The 16,028-nt window shown below is 70.4% G+C and carries 10 protein-coding genes and 1 pseudogene; 8 read left to right on the top strand and 3 right to left on the bottom strand.

Annotation, left to right across the window (positions count from 1 at the left end):
- The first annotated feature begins 19 nt into the window (after positions 1–19).
- Positions 20–931, top strand: a complete 912-nt coding sequence (locus WME98_RS01220; protein ID WP_437949565.1) for a LysR family transcriptional regulator — start codon at positions 20–22, stop codon at positions 929–931.
- A 46-nt stretch (positions 932–977) separates the two neighbouring features.
- On the opposite strand, the gene WME98_RS01215 is transcribed toward WME98_RS01220, so the two are convergent.
- Positions 978–1,865 carry an SDR family oxidoreductase gene (locus tag WME98_RS01215; protein ID WP_437949563.1) on the bottom strand — a complete coding sequence of 296 codons (888 nt, stop codon included), beginning with the start codon at positions 1,863–1,865 and terminating at the stop codon, positions 978–980.
- Between the two features lie 109 nt (positions 1,866–1,974).
- On the opposite strand from WME98_RS01215, the gene WME98_RS01210 reads away from it, so the two are divergent.
- The 7 genes and pseudogenes from WME98_RS01210 to WME98_RS01180 all read left to right on the top strand — a co-directional run.
- The gene (locus WME98_RS01210) at positions 1,975–2,883 is read left to right on the top strand and encodes an AraC family transcriptional regulator N-terminal domain-containing protein (protein ID WP_437949561.1); all 909 of its coding nucleotides are present in this window, start codon (positions 1,975–1,977) and stop codon (positions 2,881–2,883) included.
- A 141-nt stretch (positions 2,884–3,024) separates the two neighbouring features.
- A complete protein-coding gene (locus WME98_RS01205) occupies positions 3,025–3,516 on the top strand; it encodes a hypothetical protein (RefSeq protein ID WP_437949559.1) in 492 nt (163 codons plus the stop codon).
- 130 nt (positions 3,517–3,646) lie between these two features.
- The gene (locus WME98_RS01200; RefSeq protein WP_437949557.1) at positions 3,647–5,557 is read left to right on the top strand and encodes an aldo/keto reductase; all 1,911 of its coding nucleotides are present in this window, start codon (positions 3,647–3,649) and stop codon (positions 5,555–5,557) included.
- A 658-nt stretch (positions 5,558–6,215) separates the two neighbouring features.
- On the top strand, positions 6,216–7,508 hold the full coding sequence (locus WME98_RS01195) for a hypothetical protein (protein WP_437949555.1): 1,293 nt from the start codon (positions 6,216–6,218) through the stop codon (positions 7,506–7,508).
- Between the two features lie 112 nt (positions 7,509–7,620).
- Entirely contained in the window at positions 7,621–8,178 is a 558-nt protein-coding gene (locus WME98_RS01190) for an HD domain-containing protein (protein ID WP_437949554.1), read from the top strand.
- Position 8,179: 1 nt separating this feature from the next.
- Positions 8,180–9,598 carry a hypothetical protein gene (locus WME98_RS01185; RefSeq protein ID WP_437949552.1) on the top strand — a complete coding sequence of 473 codons (1,419 nt, stop codon included), beginning with the start codon at positions 8,180–8,182 and terminating at the stop codon, positions 9,596–9,598.
- A gap of 110 nt (positions 9,599–9,708) precedes the next feature.
- Positions 9,709–10,506, top strand: a pseudogene (locus WME98_RS01180) (MBL fold metallo-hydrolase); the annotation flags it as partial.
- A gap of 48 nt (positions 10,507–10,554) precedes the next feature.
- On the opposite strand, the gene WME98_RS01175 reads toward WME98_RS01180, so the two are convergent.
- Together WME98_RS01175 and WME98_RS01170 are read right to left on the bottom strand one after the other, a co-directional pair.
- Positions 10,555–11,910 (bottom strand): diaminopimelate decarboxylase family protein, encoded by a 1,356-nt coding sequence (locus WME98_RS01175; RefSeq protein WP_437949550.1) that lies wholly within the window; start codon positions 11,908–11,910, stop codon positions 10,555–10,557.
- A gap of 77 nt (positions 11,911–11,987) precedes the next feature.
- The gene (locus tag WME98_RS01170) at positions 11,988–15,833 is read right to left on the bottom strand and encodes a protein kinase domain-containing protein (protein WP_437949548.1); all 3,846 of its coding nucleotides are present in this window, start codon (positions 15,831–15,833) and stop codon (positions 11,988–11,990) included.
- Positions 15,834–16,028: the final 195 nt, after the last annotated feature.

Below are 16,028 nucleotides of genomic sequence, written 5' to 3'. Positions count from 1 at the left end.
AATAGTATGTATTCTTGACATGCCTGATATTTATGGAAAGGACCTCGACCTGAACCTGCTCCGCGTCTTCGCCGTCGTCGCCGAGGCGGGCAGCGTCACGGAGGCGGCGAGCCGGCTGTACCTGACGCAGCCGGCGGTGAGCGCCGCGCTCCGGCGGCTGACCGCGACGGTCGGCGCGCCGCTCTTCGTGCGGAGCGGGCGCGGGCTCGCGCTGACGAGCCGGGGCGAACGGCTGCGCGCGGCGCTGAAGCCGCACCTCGGCGCCCTGATCGAGGCCGCGCTCGCGCCGCCGAGCTTCGACCCGAAGACGTGCGAGCGCACCCTCCGCCTCGGGCTCTCCGACACGGCCGAGGTGTGGCTGCTCCCGCCGCTCTTGCGCGCGCTCGAGCGCGAGGCGCCGCGCATGCGCGTCATCGCCGTGCCCGTGCAGTTCCGCACCGTGGGCGCGGCGCTCGCGGGCGGCGTCGACGCGGCGATCACGGTCGCCGACGATCTCCCCTCGAACATCCGCCGGAAGCGGCTCTTGAAGACCGGCTTCACCTGCCTCTACGACCCGCGCCACGCGCGCCTGCGCAAGCTGACCGAGGCCGAGTACTTCGCGCACGAGCACGTCATCGTCTCGTACAACGGGGACCTGCGCGGCTTCGTGGAGGACGCGTTCGGCAAGACGCGAAAGATCCGGTGTTCCGTCGCGACCTTCTCCAACCTGGGCGCGCTGATCGACGGCACCGCGATGCTGGCGACCGTGCCCGAGATCGTCGCCGCCGACATCCGCGCCGTCAGGCCGCACCTCCGGACCAAGCCCCTGCCGTTCGAGATCCAGCCCGGGTACATGGAGCTGCTCTGGCCCGCCGCCACCGACGACGACGATGCTTGCAGGTTCGCGCGGGAGAAGATCGTCCAGATCGCGCGGCCGCTGAGCAAGGGCTGACCGCCGTGCCGGCCCTCCCGACCCCGGGCCCTAGCCATGAGCTCACCTAGGCGCGCGCGAAGTAGGTGCCGTGCTCGAGGTCGGCGAGCAGGCCGGGCTGCTCGGGCTTCCAGCCGAACCGCGCCTGCGTGAGCGCGCTCGTCGCGGGGGTGTCGAGCGCGAAGAACCCGCCGAGCCAGCCGAAGTGCTCTTTGGGGGCCGACTCGACCGGCAGGCCGAGCTTGCGGCCGATCACGCCGGCGATGTCGCGGGTCGGGATCCCCTCGTCGCCGACCGCGTGGAGCCGCGCGCCGGCCGGCGCCTTCTCGAGCGCGAGGACGAACAGCCGCGCGGCGTCGAGCCGATGCACCGCGGGCCACCGGTTCTCGCCGTCACCGACGTACCCGGAGCGCCCGGCCTTGCGGGCGATCTCGATCAGCATCGGGACGAACCCGTGGTCGCCATCCCCGTGGACCGATGGCGGCAGCCGCAGCGAGGACACCCGCACGCCGCGGCTCGCGAACGAGAGGGCGAGCCGCTCGGAGGCGGCCCGCAGGCCGCCGGTCGACTCGTCGGGCGTCTCGTCCTCGGTGACGACGCGGCCCGGCGTGAGGCGCGCAATGCCGCTGGCGATGACGAGCGGGCGATCGGAGCCCGCGAGCGCGCCGCCGAGCGTCTCGATGGCGCCGCGGTCCTTCGCGCAGTTGTTGGCGTAATCGTTGAAGTCGTCGTGGGAGAACGCGCAGTGGATCACCCCGTCGCAGGCGGCGGCGCCGCGGCGCAGGCCATCGAGATCCGTGAGATCGCCGCGGTGCACGTCGACGCCGGCGCCGGCGAGCTTTGCGGCGGACGCGTCCGAGCGCGCGAGGCCGAGCACGCGGTGGCCGGCGCGGACGAGCTGGGGGATGATGGCAGAGCCGATGAAGCCGCTGGCTCCCGTGAGGAAGACACGCATGAGAGACCTCCTTGGTTCGAGAGCCACCATGGCACCTGCGCGGCGCGCGCGAAATACACGGCCGTCTCCAGTTCTTGCCCGATCGTCTACGCGGGGCTAGGCTGCCCTGGTGATCGCCGCGCGCGAACGGCTGAAGGACCTCATCGCACGGTGGTGCCCCGACGACGGTGTGCACGCCTCGCCGGTGCCCGGAATTTCTTGCATCAAAGTCTCGCGCCCGCAGCAGCGCGCGAAGCGGCACTGGCGCGCGTCGATCTGCATCGTCCCGCAGGGCACGAAGGAGATCCTGCTCGAGGGGCAGGTCTATCGCGAGCGCGAGCCGCACTACGTCGTCAGCCCGATCGACCTGCCGGTGACGAGCCGGGTCGTGGGCGCGTCGTCGGCGCAGCCGCTTCTGTGCCTGAAGCTGGACTTCGATGCGGCCGCGCTGCGCGAGGTCGCGGCGCAGCTCGACCGCGCGCGGCCGGACGACGTCGAGCGCCCGGGGCGCGCGATCTTCATCGGCAGGGCGAGCGACCGGTTGCTCGACGCCGCGATCCGGCTGGGCGCGCTGCTCGCGACGCCCGACGACGCGGCCGTGCTCGCGCCGCTCGTGACCAGGGAGCTGATGTTCCACCTGCTGAAGGGCCCCGACGGCCCGGCGATCCGCCAGCTCGTGCGCGCGGGCAGCCAGGCGCACCGCATCGCCGAGGCGGTGCATCGCCTGCAGTCGTCGCTCGACGAGGACGTCGATATCGCCGCGCTCGCGCGCGCCGCGGGGATGAGCCGGGCGGCGTTCTTCAAGCGGTTCAAGGAGGCCACCGCGATGAGCCCGCTGCAGTACCAGAAGCGCCTGCGCCTGCTCGAGGCGCGCCGCCTGATGGTCGAAGAGGGCATGGGCGCCGAGGTCTCGGCCTACCGCGTCGGCTACACGAGCGCCTCGCAGTTCAGCCGCGAGTATTCGCGCATGTTCGGCAACTCGCCGCTGCGCGATAGCCGCGCGCTGAAGCAGGCGTCCGCGGTCGTTCAGGACATGTAGTCCGACCTCCTCGCCTGGCATTCGGGCGTGGCCGCGAAGCCGCGTCGCGCGCTTGTGATTGCGCGTCCTGGTCGGTACGCTGCGGCGATGCGTCTCCGCGCTTGCCTTCTCGTTGCCGCGCTCGCCGGGTGCGGCGGATCCGTGACCACCGTCCCGGAGCCTGGCAGCTCCGAGGGCTCCGGGGGCAGCGATGGCTCGGGCAGCAGCTCGAGCAGCGCGGGCGCTGCCCAAGACGCTGCGCCCGGCGACGCAGGGCCCAGCCGGATGGTTCCACCCGGCCAGACCTTCTCGCAGACGAGATGCGGAGGGGGCGGGCTCGTGCTCTTCGTCGAGATCTGGCCGGACGCCTCCTCGGCCTGCGTGCCGTCATCCAACGTGAACACGGAGGACGTCCTCGTCCTGGGGATCGGGGATTGGGACGGTCAACCGGGCACCTTCGTCGTCGACGTCGAGACGCCTCGGGGCATCGCGCGCGCGAGGAGGGGGATCGACGAGGTCGAGGGCGAGATCACGGTCGAGCCATTCGTCGGCACGCCCTCGGGCCTCTCGTGGGATCTCTCCGTCGGCTCCGGCAGCACGGACCTCGCCGTGTGCGGGCGCTTCGAGGTCACCTCGTGCGATCCAGCCGGCTGAGGTCGGCCTCGCGGAGCGAGAGATCGTGCGTCCTTGTCCCGGGCGGGGGTATCGCCCGCGCGCGCGAGCCCCTGCAATCTCGGCGCTGGCGCTTGCGTCGAGCCGCGGACCTGGTTACGTCGGCGCCTCCGTGACGCACGCCCCCTCGCCCTACGGTGTCCTAGGCCACCTCGACGTTCCCCTCGGCCTCGGCCTGCTCCGGCTGGCCACGGAGGGGCGCCCCTCGGAAGACGACGCGATCGCCGTCATCCACGTTGCCCTCGAGCAAGGCATACGCCTCCTCGACACCGCCGACTCCTACTGCCTCACCGACCGCGAGGTCCACTATGGAGAGCGCCTCGTCCGCAAGGCGCTCGACGCGTGGTCCGGCCCGCGCGACGACGTGCGCGTGATCACCAAGGCGGGCCTCACCCGACCCAAAGGGCGATGGGCCCCGAACGGCGGCCGCGACCACCTGCGCCGCACGGTCGAGGGCAGCCTGAAGGCGCTCGGCGTCTCGCGGATGTTCATGCTCCTCCTCCACGTGACCGACCCCAGGACCCCGCTCGAAGAGAGCCTCGCTGCCCTCGCCGAGCTCCAGAGAGAGGGCCTCATCGAGCACCTCGGCCTCAGCAACACCTCCATCGCCGAGGTCCGCCAGGCCGAGCGGCATTTCCCGGTGCGGGCCATCCAGGAGGAGCTGAGCGTCCTCGATCGCGGCAGCGCCGCCCGAGGCCTCTTCGAGCTCGCCAGGCAAATGGGCATCCCGTTCCTCGCCCACCGGCCGCTCGGCGGTCACGCCAAGGTCGATAGCCTCCTCAAGAACCGCGCGATCAAGCCCATCGCCGCGCGGCACGGCATCACGCCCCAGGAGGCGGCCCTCGCGGCCCTGCTCGATCTCGGCCCCCCGGTCCTTCCCCTGTTCGGGGCGACAAAGCGGGAGAGCGTCGAGTCCTGTTTGCGCGCGCTCCGGGTCCCCTTTGGCGCGCCCGATCGAGCCGACCTCTCGAAGACCAGCTTCGCGCCCACGGCCGATGTGCTGGCCTCGGTCGCGCCCCCCGTGGTCCCCGCCGGCCTGCGCAAGCTCGAGCCCGGAGAGGGCCCCGGCGACGCGCCCGAGGTGGTCGTGGTCATGGGGATCCAAGGGGCAGGCAAATCGTCGGAGGTCGCCCGCTACACGGCCAAGGGGTACGCGCGCCTGAACCGAGATGAGCTCGGCGGCACGCTCGACGGCGTGGTCAAGAAGCTCGGGGAGCTGCTCTCCTCGGGGCAGACGCGGGTGGTCCTCGACAATACGTACGGCACGCGCGCGTCGCGCTACGCGGTGCTCCGGATGGCGCACGCGCACGGCGTGCCCGTCCGGTGCCGGTACCTGGCCACGCCCATCAACGAGGCCTACGCGAACGTCGTCCTGCGCGTCCTCGAGCGCTACGGCAAGCTGCTTGGCCCGGAGGACATGAGAGCGCTCGGCAAAGAGGATCCCAACCTGCCGCCGCCGCAGGCGCTCTCGCGGTGGGCCGCGAATTTCGAGGCGCCGCACGCGGATGAGGGGTTCTCGGTGGTCGAGGAGATCGCGTTCGCCCGGCGCGTCGATCCGCTCTTCACGGGCAAGGGCCTGCTCCTCGACGTCGACGGCACGCTGCGAAGGACGAAGAGCGGCGAGATCTACCCGCGCGACCCCGACGACGTCGAGCTCCTGCCCGGTCGGCGCGCGGTCCTGGAGCGCTGGGTCAACGACGGATACACGCTCTTCTTCGTGTCGAACCAGAGCGGCATCTCGAAAGGATCGGTGACCGAAGCGGCTGTCCTGGCCGCGTTCTCGCGGACGATCGAGCTCCTCGGCCTGCCCGTGGCCGAGGTCGTGTACTGCCCGCACCCGGCGTTTCCGGTCGGCTGCTTCTGCCGCAAGCCCCTGCCGGGGCTCGGGGTAGCGCTGATCCAGCGCCACAAGCTCGCGCGAGAGCACCTGGTCATGGTCGGCGATATGGAAAGCGACCGGGAGTTCGCGCAAGCGCTCGGGGCGAAGTACATGACGGCCGAGGAGCTCTTCCCAGGCGCGTGAGCGCCCGCGAGGGAGAGCCAACGGGCGCCCGGCGCGCTCCCCGTGGTGGGCCCCGCGCGGACGCGCCGGGCGCCGGCCCCAGGCTCGCGAGCTTTGCGGCCTGGCGGCTCGCGGTCGTGTAGTCGCGCCCGGCGCGGTCCGAAAGGTCGACCACGCCGATCGGCCCGAAGCGCTCGATCCTCACCAGCAGCGCGGAGACGGCTCGTTCCAGGGAGATGCCCCGCCTCCGCGAGCAGCGCCCGATCGCGCTGCGGCTGCTTCATGAGCGCGATCGGATCGACCACGGCTCCGTGGAGCTCGCGGAGCTTCTTTTGTGTGATGCGTGTATTTTGCACAAAATTTCTTGACGCTCCGGGCGGGGCGACTATATGCATAATACACGTATAAGAGACGCAGTCGCGCAAAACGTGGCTCCTTACCAAGCGCCCGGACCCTCCGCTCGTGAAGGATCCGGCTGCCCGGAGGTCTCATGCCTGCTTCAAGACGTTCGCGTTCCGTCGCCCGAGTCTCGCGGTCCGCCCTGACCCTCGCCCTCGCCCTGCCAGCCGCCGCCTCGTTCACCGGCTGCTCCGGGGGCGACGAGCCCACGGAGCCCCAGGCTGCCGGGAGCACCCCCACGTTCCACAGGGACGTCGAGCCCATCCTGCAGAGGAGCTGCATGAGCTGCCACTCCGAGGGCAACATCGCGCCCTTCAGCCTTACCGCGTACGACGACGCCAAGGCTGTCGCGGCGCTCATGGTCCAGTCGACAAAGGCGGGCACGATGCCGCCCTTCGCCGTGCGCGACACGGACGAGTGCTCGACCCGACACGCGTGGAAGGGCGACATCCGCCTCTCCGACGAGGAGATCAGCACGCTGGAGGCCTGGAGCAAGGCCGGCGCCCCCAAGGGTGATCCGAAGGACGCGCCCGCCTCGTTCGTGCCGAAGAGCCCCGAGCTGCCGGGCATGACCCTCGAGGTTCATCCGAACGAGCCCTACGTCACCTCCGGTGAGCAGGACGAGTTCCGCTGCTTCGTCATCGATCCCGGGCTCACCGAGGACCAGTACCTCAGCGGTGTACAGATGGTGCCCGGCAACCACAAGGTCGTTCACCATGGGATCATCTCCATCGATCCGGAGGGGACGTCCGCGAGCCAAGCCGGCCCCGACGGGAGCTTTCCGTGTGGCGCCGGCGATGTCCCGATGGGCATGGATGTGGACTCGCTCCAGATGCTCACAGCCTGGGCTCCCGGCACCGACCCGGTCGATCTGCCCGAGGGGGTGGGTCAGCTGATCCCGAAGGGGTCGCTCATCGTGATGCAGATTCATTACCACCCCGCCGGCACGACGGCCGACCCGGATCTGACGCGCATCCAGCTCAGGCTCACCAAAGAGAAGCCGAAGTACGGCTTCCTGTACCACCTGATCGGCAACTTCGACGATCCGGTCAACGAGTTTGGCTTCGGGCTGCTCCCCGGGCCGAGCGACAAGGACGGCGTCGAGTTCCTGATCCCCGCGGACAGCAAGAACCACGTGGAGACGCAGCAGATCACGGTCCCGGCCCCGGACTCGCCCGTAGCGCAACAGATGCCGTTCCCGCCGGGCACGCGCATCTATGGCCAGTTCCTGCACATGCACTACCTGGGCTTCGACGAGAAGGTGACGGTCACGCGGGCGAACGGCTCACCCGATCAACCGGAGGAGGAGTGCCTGGCGCACGCGCCGAAGTGGGAGTTCGGCTGGCAGCGCTCGTACTCGTACGACGCGCCCATCGAGACGCTCCCGACGCTCGAGCCGGGCGATGTGCTCCGGATCCGGTGCACGTACAATAACTCGACGGAGAACCCGTACGTGGTCAAGGCGCTCAAGGAGGCGAATATGGTTGCGACGATCGACGTGGTCTACGGCGAGGGGAGCACGTTCGACGAGATGTGCGTCGCCGGGCTCTCGCTCGTGTACCCGATGCCCTGACGGGAGCGGAGGCGGGAGGGGGATATCGATCCCTGGTGAACCGACGCGGGGTTGGGCTGCACACGTGCGGAGCCCCCGTGCGCTCCCGGGCCGGAGCGCGTAGGCTTCAGCCATGCCGGAGCGCCCTGCCTACGCCTACACGCTCCCGACCAGCGCGCAGGCCGACCAGGAGACCCGCGAGGCGGCGGCGCGGCGTCTCGTGGAGGAGCGACACGCCGGCCAGCGGTACGGCCAGCACCCGTACTGCGTGCACCTCGCCCAGGTGCGCGCGGTGCTCGCGGCGTTCGGCCACGGCGGCGCGCTCGGCGTCGCCGCCTGGCTGCACGACGCCCTGGAAGATACCGCCACGACACGCGAGGAGATCGCCGCCCGTTTCGGGGAGGACGTGGCGGCGCTCATGTGGGCGGTGACCGGGACCGGGAGGAACCGCAAGGAGCGGAACCGCGCCGTGTACGAGAAGATCCGGCAGCACCCGGAGGCGGCGATCCTCAAGCTCGCGGACCGGATCGCGAACGCCGAGGCGTCGCGAGAGCACCCGGACAAGCGCGCGATGTACCGCAGCGAGCAGGAGGGCTTCGAGCAGGCCCTGGCCGGCCTGGGGACGCGCGGATGTGGGCGCGGCTGCGGGCGGCGCTCGGCGACTGACCTGGCCTTTCGCCAGGAGTATTGAGGTGAAGGTGACACGCGGCTTCCTGGGTTCCCTCCTGCTCCTGCTGGCGTGCCAGCCCTCCGCTCCGGAGGGAGGAGAGAGGGCTGTCCTGGTTCCCGTCACGGATGCGGCGCGATGGACCTCGCATGAGGCCTGGCCCACGCAGACGCGGTACCGCCAGGTGGGAGAGTCCTTCCAGGGCACGGTCCATCAGCTCGAGGTGGATGAGGAAGGCCGCAGCTGGGTCATCCGGCAGGACTTCATGTCCCCGCATGACATCACCGGACGATGGGCACTGGATGTGTATGCGCCCAGCGGACAGCGAGTGCTCACGCTCGAGCGCGAGGAGAACGTCGAGCCCTACCGGTTCGTGCGTCATCCCAGCGGCGAGCTCACGCTCTTCGAGCTGCAGCGCATTCCGGAGACGACCTCCTACCGACTGAGGCTGCGTCGGTTGTCCCCCGAGGGGCGGGTCCTCGCAGCGCGCGGCTTCGATGACCCGGGGCGCCCTGGTGAGTCGCGGGAGTATCTGTTGGACGAGGACGGTGTCGCAGAGGTGGTGGAGAGTCCCGCGCAGGAGCTGCACTGGGAACGTTCCCGATCGGTACACCTGCGCGCGTTGGCCCTCGGGGAGGAGGCCGCCTTCATCCTCTGGTCCCACGGGGTGAAGCTCTATCGGCTCACGTCGGGGCTCGACGTCGCCTGGGACCTGCAGCTGATGCCGGGCCATGACTGGATGGATAGCTTGGCCGGCCAGGAGCAGCTCACGTTGGATGCGGAGGGGAACCTGCTCGTCGCCTGGAGCATGCATCGAAACGAAGCGGCGGCCTGGCGACAGCACTTCGGCCGTGAGCTTGCGTGGCGCGGCGGACGCGTGGACGTCCTCGTCCAGCGCATCGGTCCCGACGGCCGCCACCACGCCGCCCAGCTCCATGGCAACGAGCATGACGAGCAACTGGTGGGGATGGGCGTCTACCGGGGTGAGCTCCTCATCGGAGCAACGAGCCGTGTGCCCAAGTATGACCGTCCCAATGACACCACCGAGTGGGATCTCATCCTGATGCGTGCGCACATGGAGGATGGGACGTTGCTCCACCATCGCGTCATCGACTTCGCGCGGGAAGACCTCCCGTACGACTTCCAGGTGGACGTGGAGGGGCGTGCCTGGTTCGCGGGTGTCACGGATTTTCTGCAGGTGGACACGAACAGCTGGACGGAGTCCGGCCAGGGCATGCTGCTGAGGATGGATGCCCAGGGTGAGCGGGTGGAATCCCTCCTCCTGAAGGGGCCCCGACAAGTCATCGTGGAGCGTCTGGCGTTCGCTCCCGACGGACGCGTGCGGTTCGCCGGAACGTATGACGGTCCCATCACCCACACGGACGACAAGGATCCCTCGCTGGGGTTCGACCACGTGATGCTTGGCGTGGGCACGTGGCCCTGAGCCCCTGAGGGCGCCGTCGCGCCACCTCGCCCCAAATACGCAGGACAACCGCCGCGCCAGCGCGATCACGGCGATGCGCCGCCCTCGGCGCTCCTCGACGGTCTGTGCCCGTCGGCGCATCCACCGTCCTGCTCGAGCTCGACGGCCGGCGCGTCCTCACGGATCCGGTGTTCGGCGAGCGCGCCTCCCCCGTCTCGTTCGCGGGCCCGATGCGGTTCCATCCCGTCCCGGCCGCGCTCGACGAGCTGCCGCCGCTCGACGCTGTCCTCGTGTCGCACGACCATTACGATCACCTCTGCGCGCCCACGATCGAGGCGCTGGCCCGCACGCGCGTCCCGTTCGTCACGGCCCTCGGCGTGGGCGCGCACCTCGAGGCGCTCGGCGTCGACCCCGCGCGGATCACCGAGCTCGACTGGCACGAGCGCGCGGAGGTGGGCGGCGTCCACTTCACCGCGACGCCCTCGCAGCACTTCTCGGGTCGCGGTCCGACCAGCGGCAACAGGACGCTCTGGGCTTCCTGGGTCATCGAGGCAGAGCGGCGCAAGGTCTTCTTCTCCGGCGACACCGCGCTGTTCCCCGAGCTCGCGGACATCGGCCGGCGACACGGCCCCTTCGACCTCGTGATGCTCGAGGTCGGCGCGTACCACCCCGCGTGGGGGACGATCCACCTCGGCCCCGAGAACGCGCTGGCCGCGTTCGAGATGCTCGGCGGCGGCACGCTCCTGCCGGTCCACTGGGGCACCTTCAACCTCGCCCTCCACGACTGGGACGAGCCGGCCGAGACGCTGCTTTCCCTGGCGGCCGAGCGCCGCGCGCGCATCGTGACGCCCCGCATCGGCGCGGCCTTCGAGCCCGAGCACGTCGACACACCGGCCCCGTGGTGGCGAGACGTCGCGGGCGCTCGCTGACGCGCACGACGGGCCGCCGCGCAGCTCGCCCTCTCGGGAGCGCGCTGGTCACCCCGGACCTCTCGCGCGCTCGTCGCCAGGATGATCCAACTCCACCACCGGAGGAATGGGACGGACAAAGTCCTGGGCGAGGCAGAACGTATAAGCGCCCTGGAGAGGCACGATCAAGACATCGCCTTCCTCGATCCTCTCGCCGTAGCAGCGGAACCCCCAGAAATCCTCGCTGTCGCACAGAGATCCGCCGATGCGGACCGGGATCTCGCGCATGGCAGGGCGCGATAAGTTGATGACGGGGCAGTAGGTGTGGAGGTAGCGCGGCGCGCCGACCATGGTGACGCCGCCGTCCACGATCACCAGATCCTCGCTCTTCTTGTCCATCACCGTGAGCACGATGTGCATGGCATACGTCGAGACTATCCGTCCCGGCTCGGTGTAGTAGACGCAGTCGAGCAAAGGCCGCAGGTGGAGATCGATCGCCCCGCCGAGCGCCCGCGCATACTCCTCCAGCGGGAAGGATTCCCTGAGATAATATGCCTGCGCGAACTCTGTGTCCTGCCCGTAATGCGCGTCGGCCGCGCGGATCACCTTGCCGAGCGGGTGGAGCTCCGGAGAGTAGCCTTCCACTCGATGCGGCCAGTACCCGCCACCGACGTCGACGAACGCAATGCTCGCCCTCTCTTCGGCGGTGAGCTCCCTCTCCAAGAAGCGCCCGAGCTGCTCGATGATGCCCTCATAGGCCGCGAGGTCGCGGTGCGAGCTCAGGTGGAGCTGGATCCCCTGGAGCTCGACGAGCGGGTGCTCGCGGGCCGCACGCCAGAAGCGCGGGAGCTCGGCGAGCGGGATACCGAATTTGGACCACGCGCTGTGATGCTCGACCGGCACGCGGACGCCGGCCCGGATCGAGCGACCGAGGCGTGCCGCCAGCTCGCCCAGCCGCTCGAGCTCACGGAAGCTATCGATGTTGACGATGACCCTGTCCGCGTGGAGGACGGCGAGGTGGAGCTCCTCCAGTAGCTTCGCCGGACCGCTGAAGAGGATCGGACACCCGGGGATCGCGAGGCCTTGCCGAAGCTCCCGGCCGCTCGAGACGTACAGGCCGAAGCCGTGCCGGACCGCCTCCTCGATGACGCCGGGGTGGGGGTTCGACTTCACGGCATAGAACGGCCGATGCCCGGGGAGGTGGGCGCCGAACGCGGCCACAAATTCAGCGAGCGCGCTCCGGAAGTACTCGCGATCATACAGGTAGAACGGCGTGGCTCGTCCAGCCGCCACGTCCAGGATGGCGCCGCGCTTCTCGAGGATCTTCGCGGCGATGTGGTCGAGGTTGCCTGTGGGGTAGGCGTGCTCGTCGTCGAGCAGCTGCTCGATCCGTCGCCTCTTGGCGGCCAAGTCGTTGACGATCATCGGATGTTCTGGAGTTTACCAGAGGCGACATCACTGGATCCAGCGAGAACTCGACGGCCGTGGGCTCGAGCCAAGCGTCAATCGGAAAGCCAGGCCGCCGCGAGCTCAAGGATGCGCGTATTCTCCGGCACGGCATCGAGGAAGCGACGGCGCGAGTCAGGATCGGTAATCCTCCCTGCGCGATGGAGGACCCATGCTCGCGCTGCGGCGACGGACTCCCGCGCCTCGCGTGGAGCGCCGCTCGCGTGCAGCACCTCGGCGTGGGTGAGCCGGATCAGCCCCTCTCCGTCCTCGGTATGCCCGCCCATGCGCTCCATGTGCTGCATCGCCGCGTCGCTCGCGGCGCGCGCCTCGCTGGCGAGGCCGCGCGCGAGGCGCGCGCGGGCGAGGATGGCGAGGTTCCAGCACCGGTGCGACAAGCCGGCCGAGTCGCCGGCCTGAACTGCGGAGAGCGCCTCCTGCTCGGCCTGCTCGAGCCTCTGACCCTGCAGGAGAACCCATGCGAAGAGGCCGCGTGCCACGATGGCTTTCCACCTCTCGTCGCCCCGCGCGCCGCCCCCGGCGAGCGAAGACGCATTGACGAGCGCCTCGTCGAGCGCGCCTCGGCGCAAGAGCGCGAGGATAATGGCGTATTTCGACCATGCCTCCACGCGGTGGGCGCCGATGCGCTGCGACAGCGAGAGCGCGCCGCGGGCGCTCTCCTCGGCTGCCTCTTGTGCGCCGAGGTCCAAGAGAAACAACGACAGGTGCATCCTGCGGAGCGACACGTTGCGCAGGTCGTCCGCCCGCGCGAAGCTGTCGACGGACGCCGTCATCGACGCGCAGCACCGGGGAAGATCTCCTTCGAAGAAGGCGCGGAGGGCGAAGGCCGCGTGGATCTGGCCCGCGACGAGCGGGTCCGCCCCGGCCATCTCCTCGGAGAGCCGCTCGAACAGAGGCTCTGCGGCCTTATGCATCCCGAACTGAAACAGGTTCCTCGCCACCCGGGCCATCGCCATCAGCGCGGATCCACGGGCCTCTCGGGGGAGTGCGCTGCGTCCGAGCTCTTCCGCGAGCTCCGTGAGCAACACCGCATCTCCACGGTACGCGGCCATTACGGCGCTCTCCGCCTTGGCGCCGAACCAGGGCGCGCTCTCGCGAGGCAGGAGCGGCACCGCCCGCCGGCAGCAGTTCTCCGCGGCGTCGTCGTCGCCGCGCCAGCGATGGGCCTCCGCCTGCATCGCCCGCACGGCGCCGAGCTCCGCTCCCTGCGCGCCGCACGCGATCGCCCGCTCTGCTCGCGCCAGGACGCCCTCGAGATCACTCGCCTCGAGGGCGCTCTCCATGGCTTTGACCCACAGGGTGGCGGCGCGGCGGCGCTGGTCGCCGCGCTCCAGATGCTCGGCGAGCGAGGCCGGGTCCTCCTCCCCCGCCTCCTCGATCCATTCGGCCGCGAGCCGGTGGCCCAGCGCCCGATCACTCTCCGTCAGCATGCCATAGGCCGCGTCGTGCACGAGCGCGTGCCGAAACGCGTACTCCCGATGCGCGGGGAACCTGCTCTCCAGGTGTCTCACGACGATCTCTCGCTCCACGAGCGCCGCCATCCACGCGCCGACGTCGAGGGCAGTGCCCGGCCCGCCCAGCAACCGGCGCACGCCGTCTTCCCAGAACACCCCTCCGAACACGCTCGCTGCCCGGATGATCTGCCGCGCTTCCGCCGGAAGCGCCGCGAGCCGGGCCTGCACCATCGCCAGCACCGTCTCCGGCGGCTGCTCGCCCTTCCCCGCGGCCTCGGCGCGGATCAGCTCCTCGAGGTAAAACGCGTTGCCCGCCGCCTGCTCGACCATCCGCTGCACCGCTGCGTCGCAGACGCTGCCGCCGAGCACCTGGCGCACCAGGCGCTCGCTCGCCTTGCGGGACAGCTCGACGAGCCGGAGCTCGGCGACGCCGCGCTCCGCCCAGAGCCTCGGAAAGACGTCGTGCACTTCGGGTCGAGCCAGCCCCAGCACCATGAGGGCGCGCTCCTGCTCGGAGGAGAGAGCAGCGTCGAGGAGCTGGAGCGAAGGCAGATCGCCCGCGTGGAGGTCGTCGATCATCAGCAGCACCGCTCGAGCCGCGCACTCGGCCGTGAGGAAGTCGACCCACGCTCTCCGCGCCTGATCGCGGAAGAGCAGCGGCTCCTGGCGGGCCGCGCGGAGCTCGACACGATCGTCGTCCGGGAAGGGAGCGCCGGCGAGCTCGCCGAGGAACTCGGTCACGCGCTCTGCATCGCGGCCGGCGAGGCGGAGCGCCACGCGCGCCCGCAGCTTGTCGCGGCGCACCTCGAGCGGATCGCTCGGCGAGATGCTGGCCATGGCGCGGATCAGCTGACGAACGAGGCGGAAAGGCGACCCGGCGTGCATCGGGTCGCCCGCGGCGCTCCACACCTCGACCGGCTCGTCGCGGCGCCGCAGGGCGCCGAGCAGCTCCTGCCGCAGCCGAGACTTCCCGGCGCCCGCCGCTCCGGTCACGAGCACGGCCCGCGCGACGCCGTCGGAGATGCACTCGGAGAGCGTGGCCAAGACCGTCGCGAGCTCGCGGTCGCGGCCCACGTACGGCGTCGGCTTGCCGAGGAGCAGGCGCGCCGCTTCGGGTCCTGCCTCGCGCTCGCGCTGGAGCTCGACGCCGAGAGCGCCGCGCTCGATCTCGAAGCGGTGGTCGAGTAGCCCCGCGGTCACCTCGTCGAGGTAGATCCTCCCGGGCAGCCCCGCCCTGGCGCCGAGCAGGGAGACCGCGCGCTCGATGGCCTCGCCGACGGGCAATCGATCGCGGCAGATCCCCCGCCCGATCGCGAGGCTCATCACGGCGCCCGGCAGCGACGACCGCAGCGCGAGCGCACAGTGCGCCGAGAGGGTGGCCTGATCGGTCGCGCTGCTCGGCCCCTGGATCGCGAGCGCGATCGATCCGTCGCGGAGCGGCTCGGGGTGCGCCCGGAACTGCCTTGCGACGGCGCGGATCCGCTCGAGGTCGGCCTCGGACTCCTCGATCGACAGGGTACGCGCCGACGCGTCTCCGCCCGCGTCCGGCGTCGCGCCGACGAGGATCACGCTGACCAGACGCACCTCGTTGTCCGTCAACCAGCCCGTTGAGCGCGAGGCGACCGTCGCGGCGCTGGAGATCTCACGAAGCGCCGTCATCTCCGCGGCGACCGCGATACCGTCTCCGGGGCGCTCCTGTGCGTCTTTGCAGAGCATGCGCCCCACGAGCTCATCGACCGCCTCGGGCACGTCCGCCAGGAGCTCCCGCAGCCGCGGCGGCTCCTCGAGCAGGATCTTCGTGATCACCGCCAGAGGGTGCCCTCCGAGGAAAGGAGGCCGTCCGGCCAGGCATTCGAACAGCACGCACCCGAGCGAGAAGAAGTCGGCTCGGGCGTCGATCCTGGACTCGCCGCGGGCCTGCTCGGGCGCCATGTACGACGGCGTGCCCAGGCTCGCTCCGGTGCCGGTCAGCCCGCGAGTCGCGTTGTCGAGCCGGGCAATGCCGAAGTCGAGCAGCTTCACGCGCTGGACGTCCCCGCCCGGCAAGAAGAGATTCGAAGGCTTGATGTCGCGATGGACGACGCCGCGGGTGTGCGCATGGGCGAGCGTCTCCGCCACGAGGGCGCAGAGCGACAGGGCCGACGCCGCAGACATCGGACCGCGCGCGATATGCGCCGCGAGATCCTCGCCCTCGAGCCACTCCATCACGAGATACGGCTCGCCATCGTCCGTCACGCCATGAGCGATGTAGTCAACGATACGCGGATGTCGCAGCGAGGCCATCACGCGCGCCTCACGCGCGAACCGGTCGAGGGCCGCGGGGCTCCGCTCGCTCACGACCTTCAACGCCACCGGGCCCCTCGTCGTCAAGTCGTGCGCTCGATACACGGTGCCCATCCCGCCGGCGCCGGCGCGGTGCTCGATCACGAACCGCCTTCCAATGCATCGCCCCGGAGTCACGACGGCGAGTCTACCATGACGGCTGGAGTCCCGTGAGACCACACGCGGACGACCAGTGGACATCCATCGCGGCCGGCGGGGACCGCCCGGACGCGAGCGCTCGCTGACGGCAATACCTGATCATCAACCAGGAGCTCGCCCAGCGCATCGGCGAGCACGAGC

It is taken from the genome of Sorangium sp. So ce296, from assembly GCF_051529605.1.
Taxonomy (GTDB): domain Bacteria; phylum Myxococcota_A; class Polyangia; order Polyangiales; family Polyangiaceae; genus Sorangium; species Sorangium cellulosum_D.
This window is presented reverse-complemented; position numbering and strand designations above follow the sequence as displayed.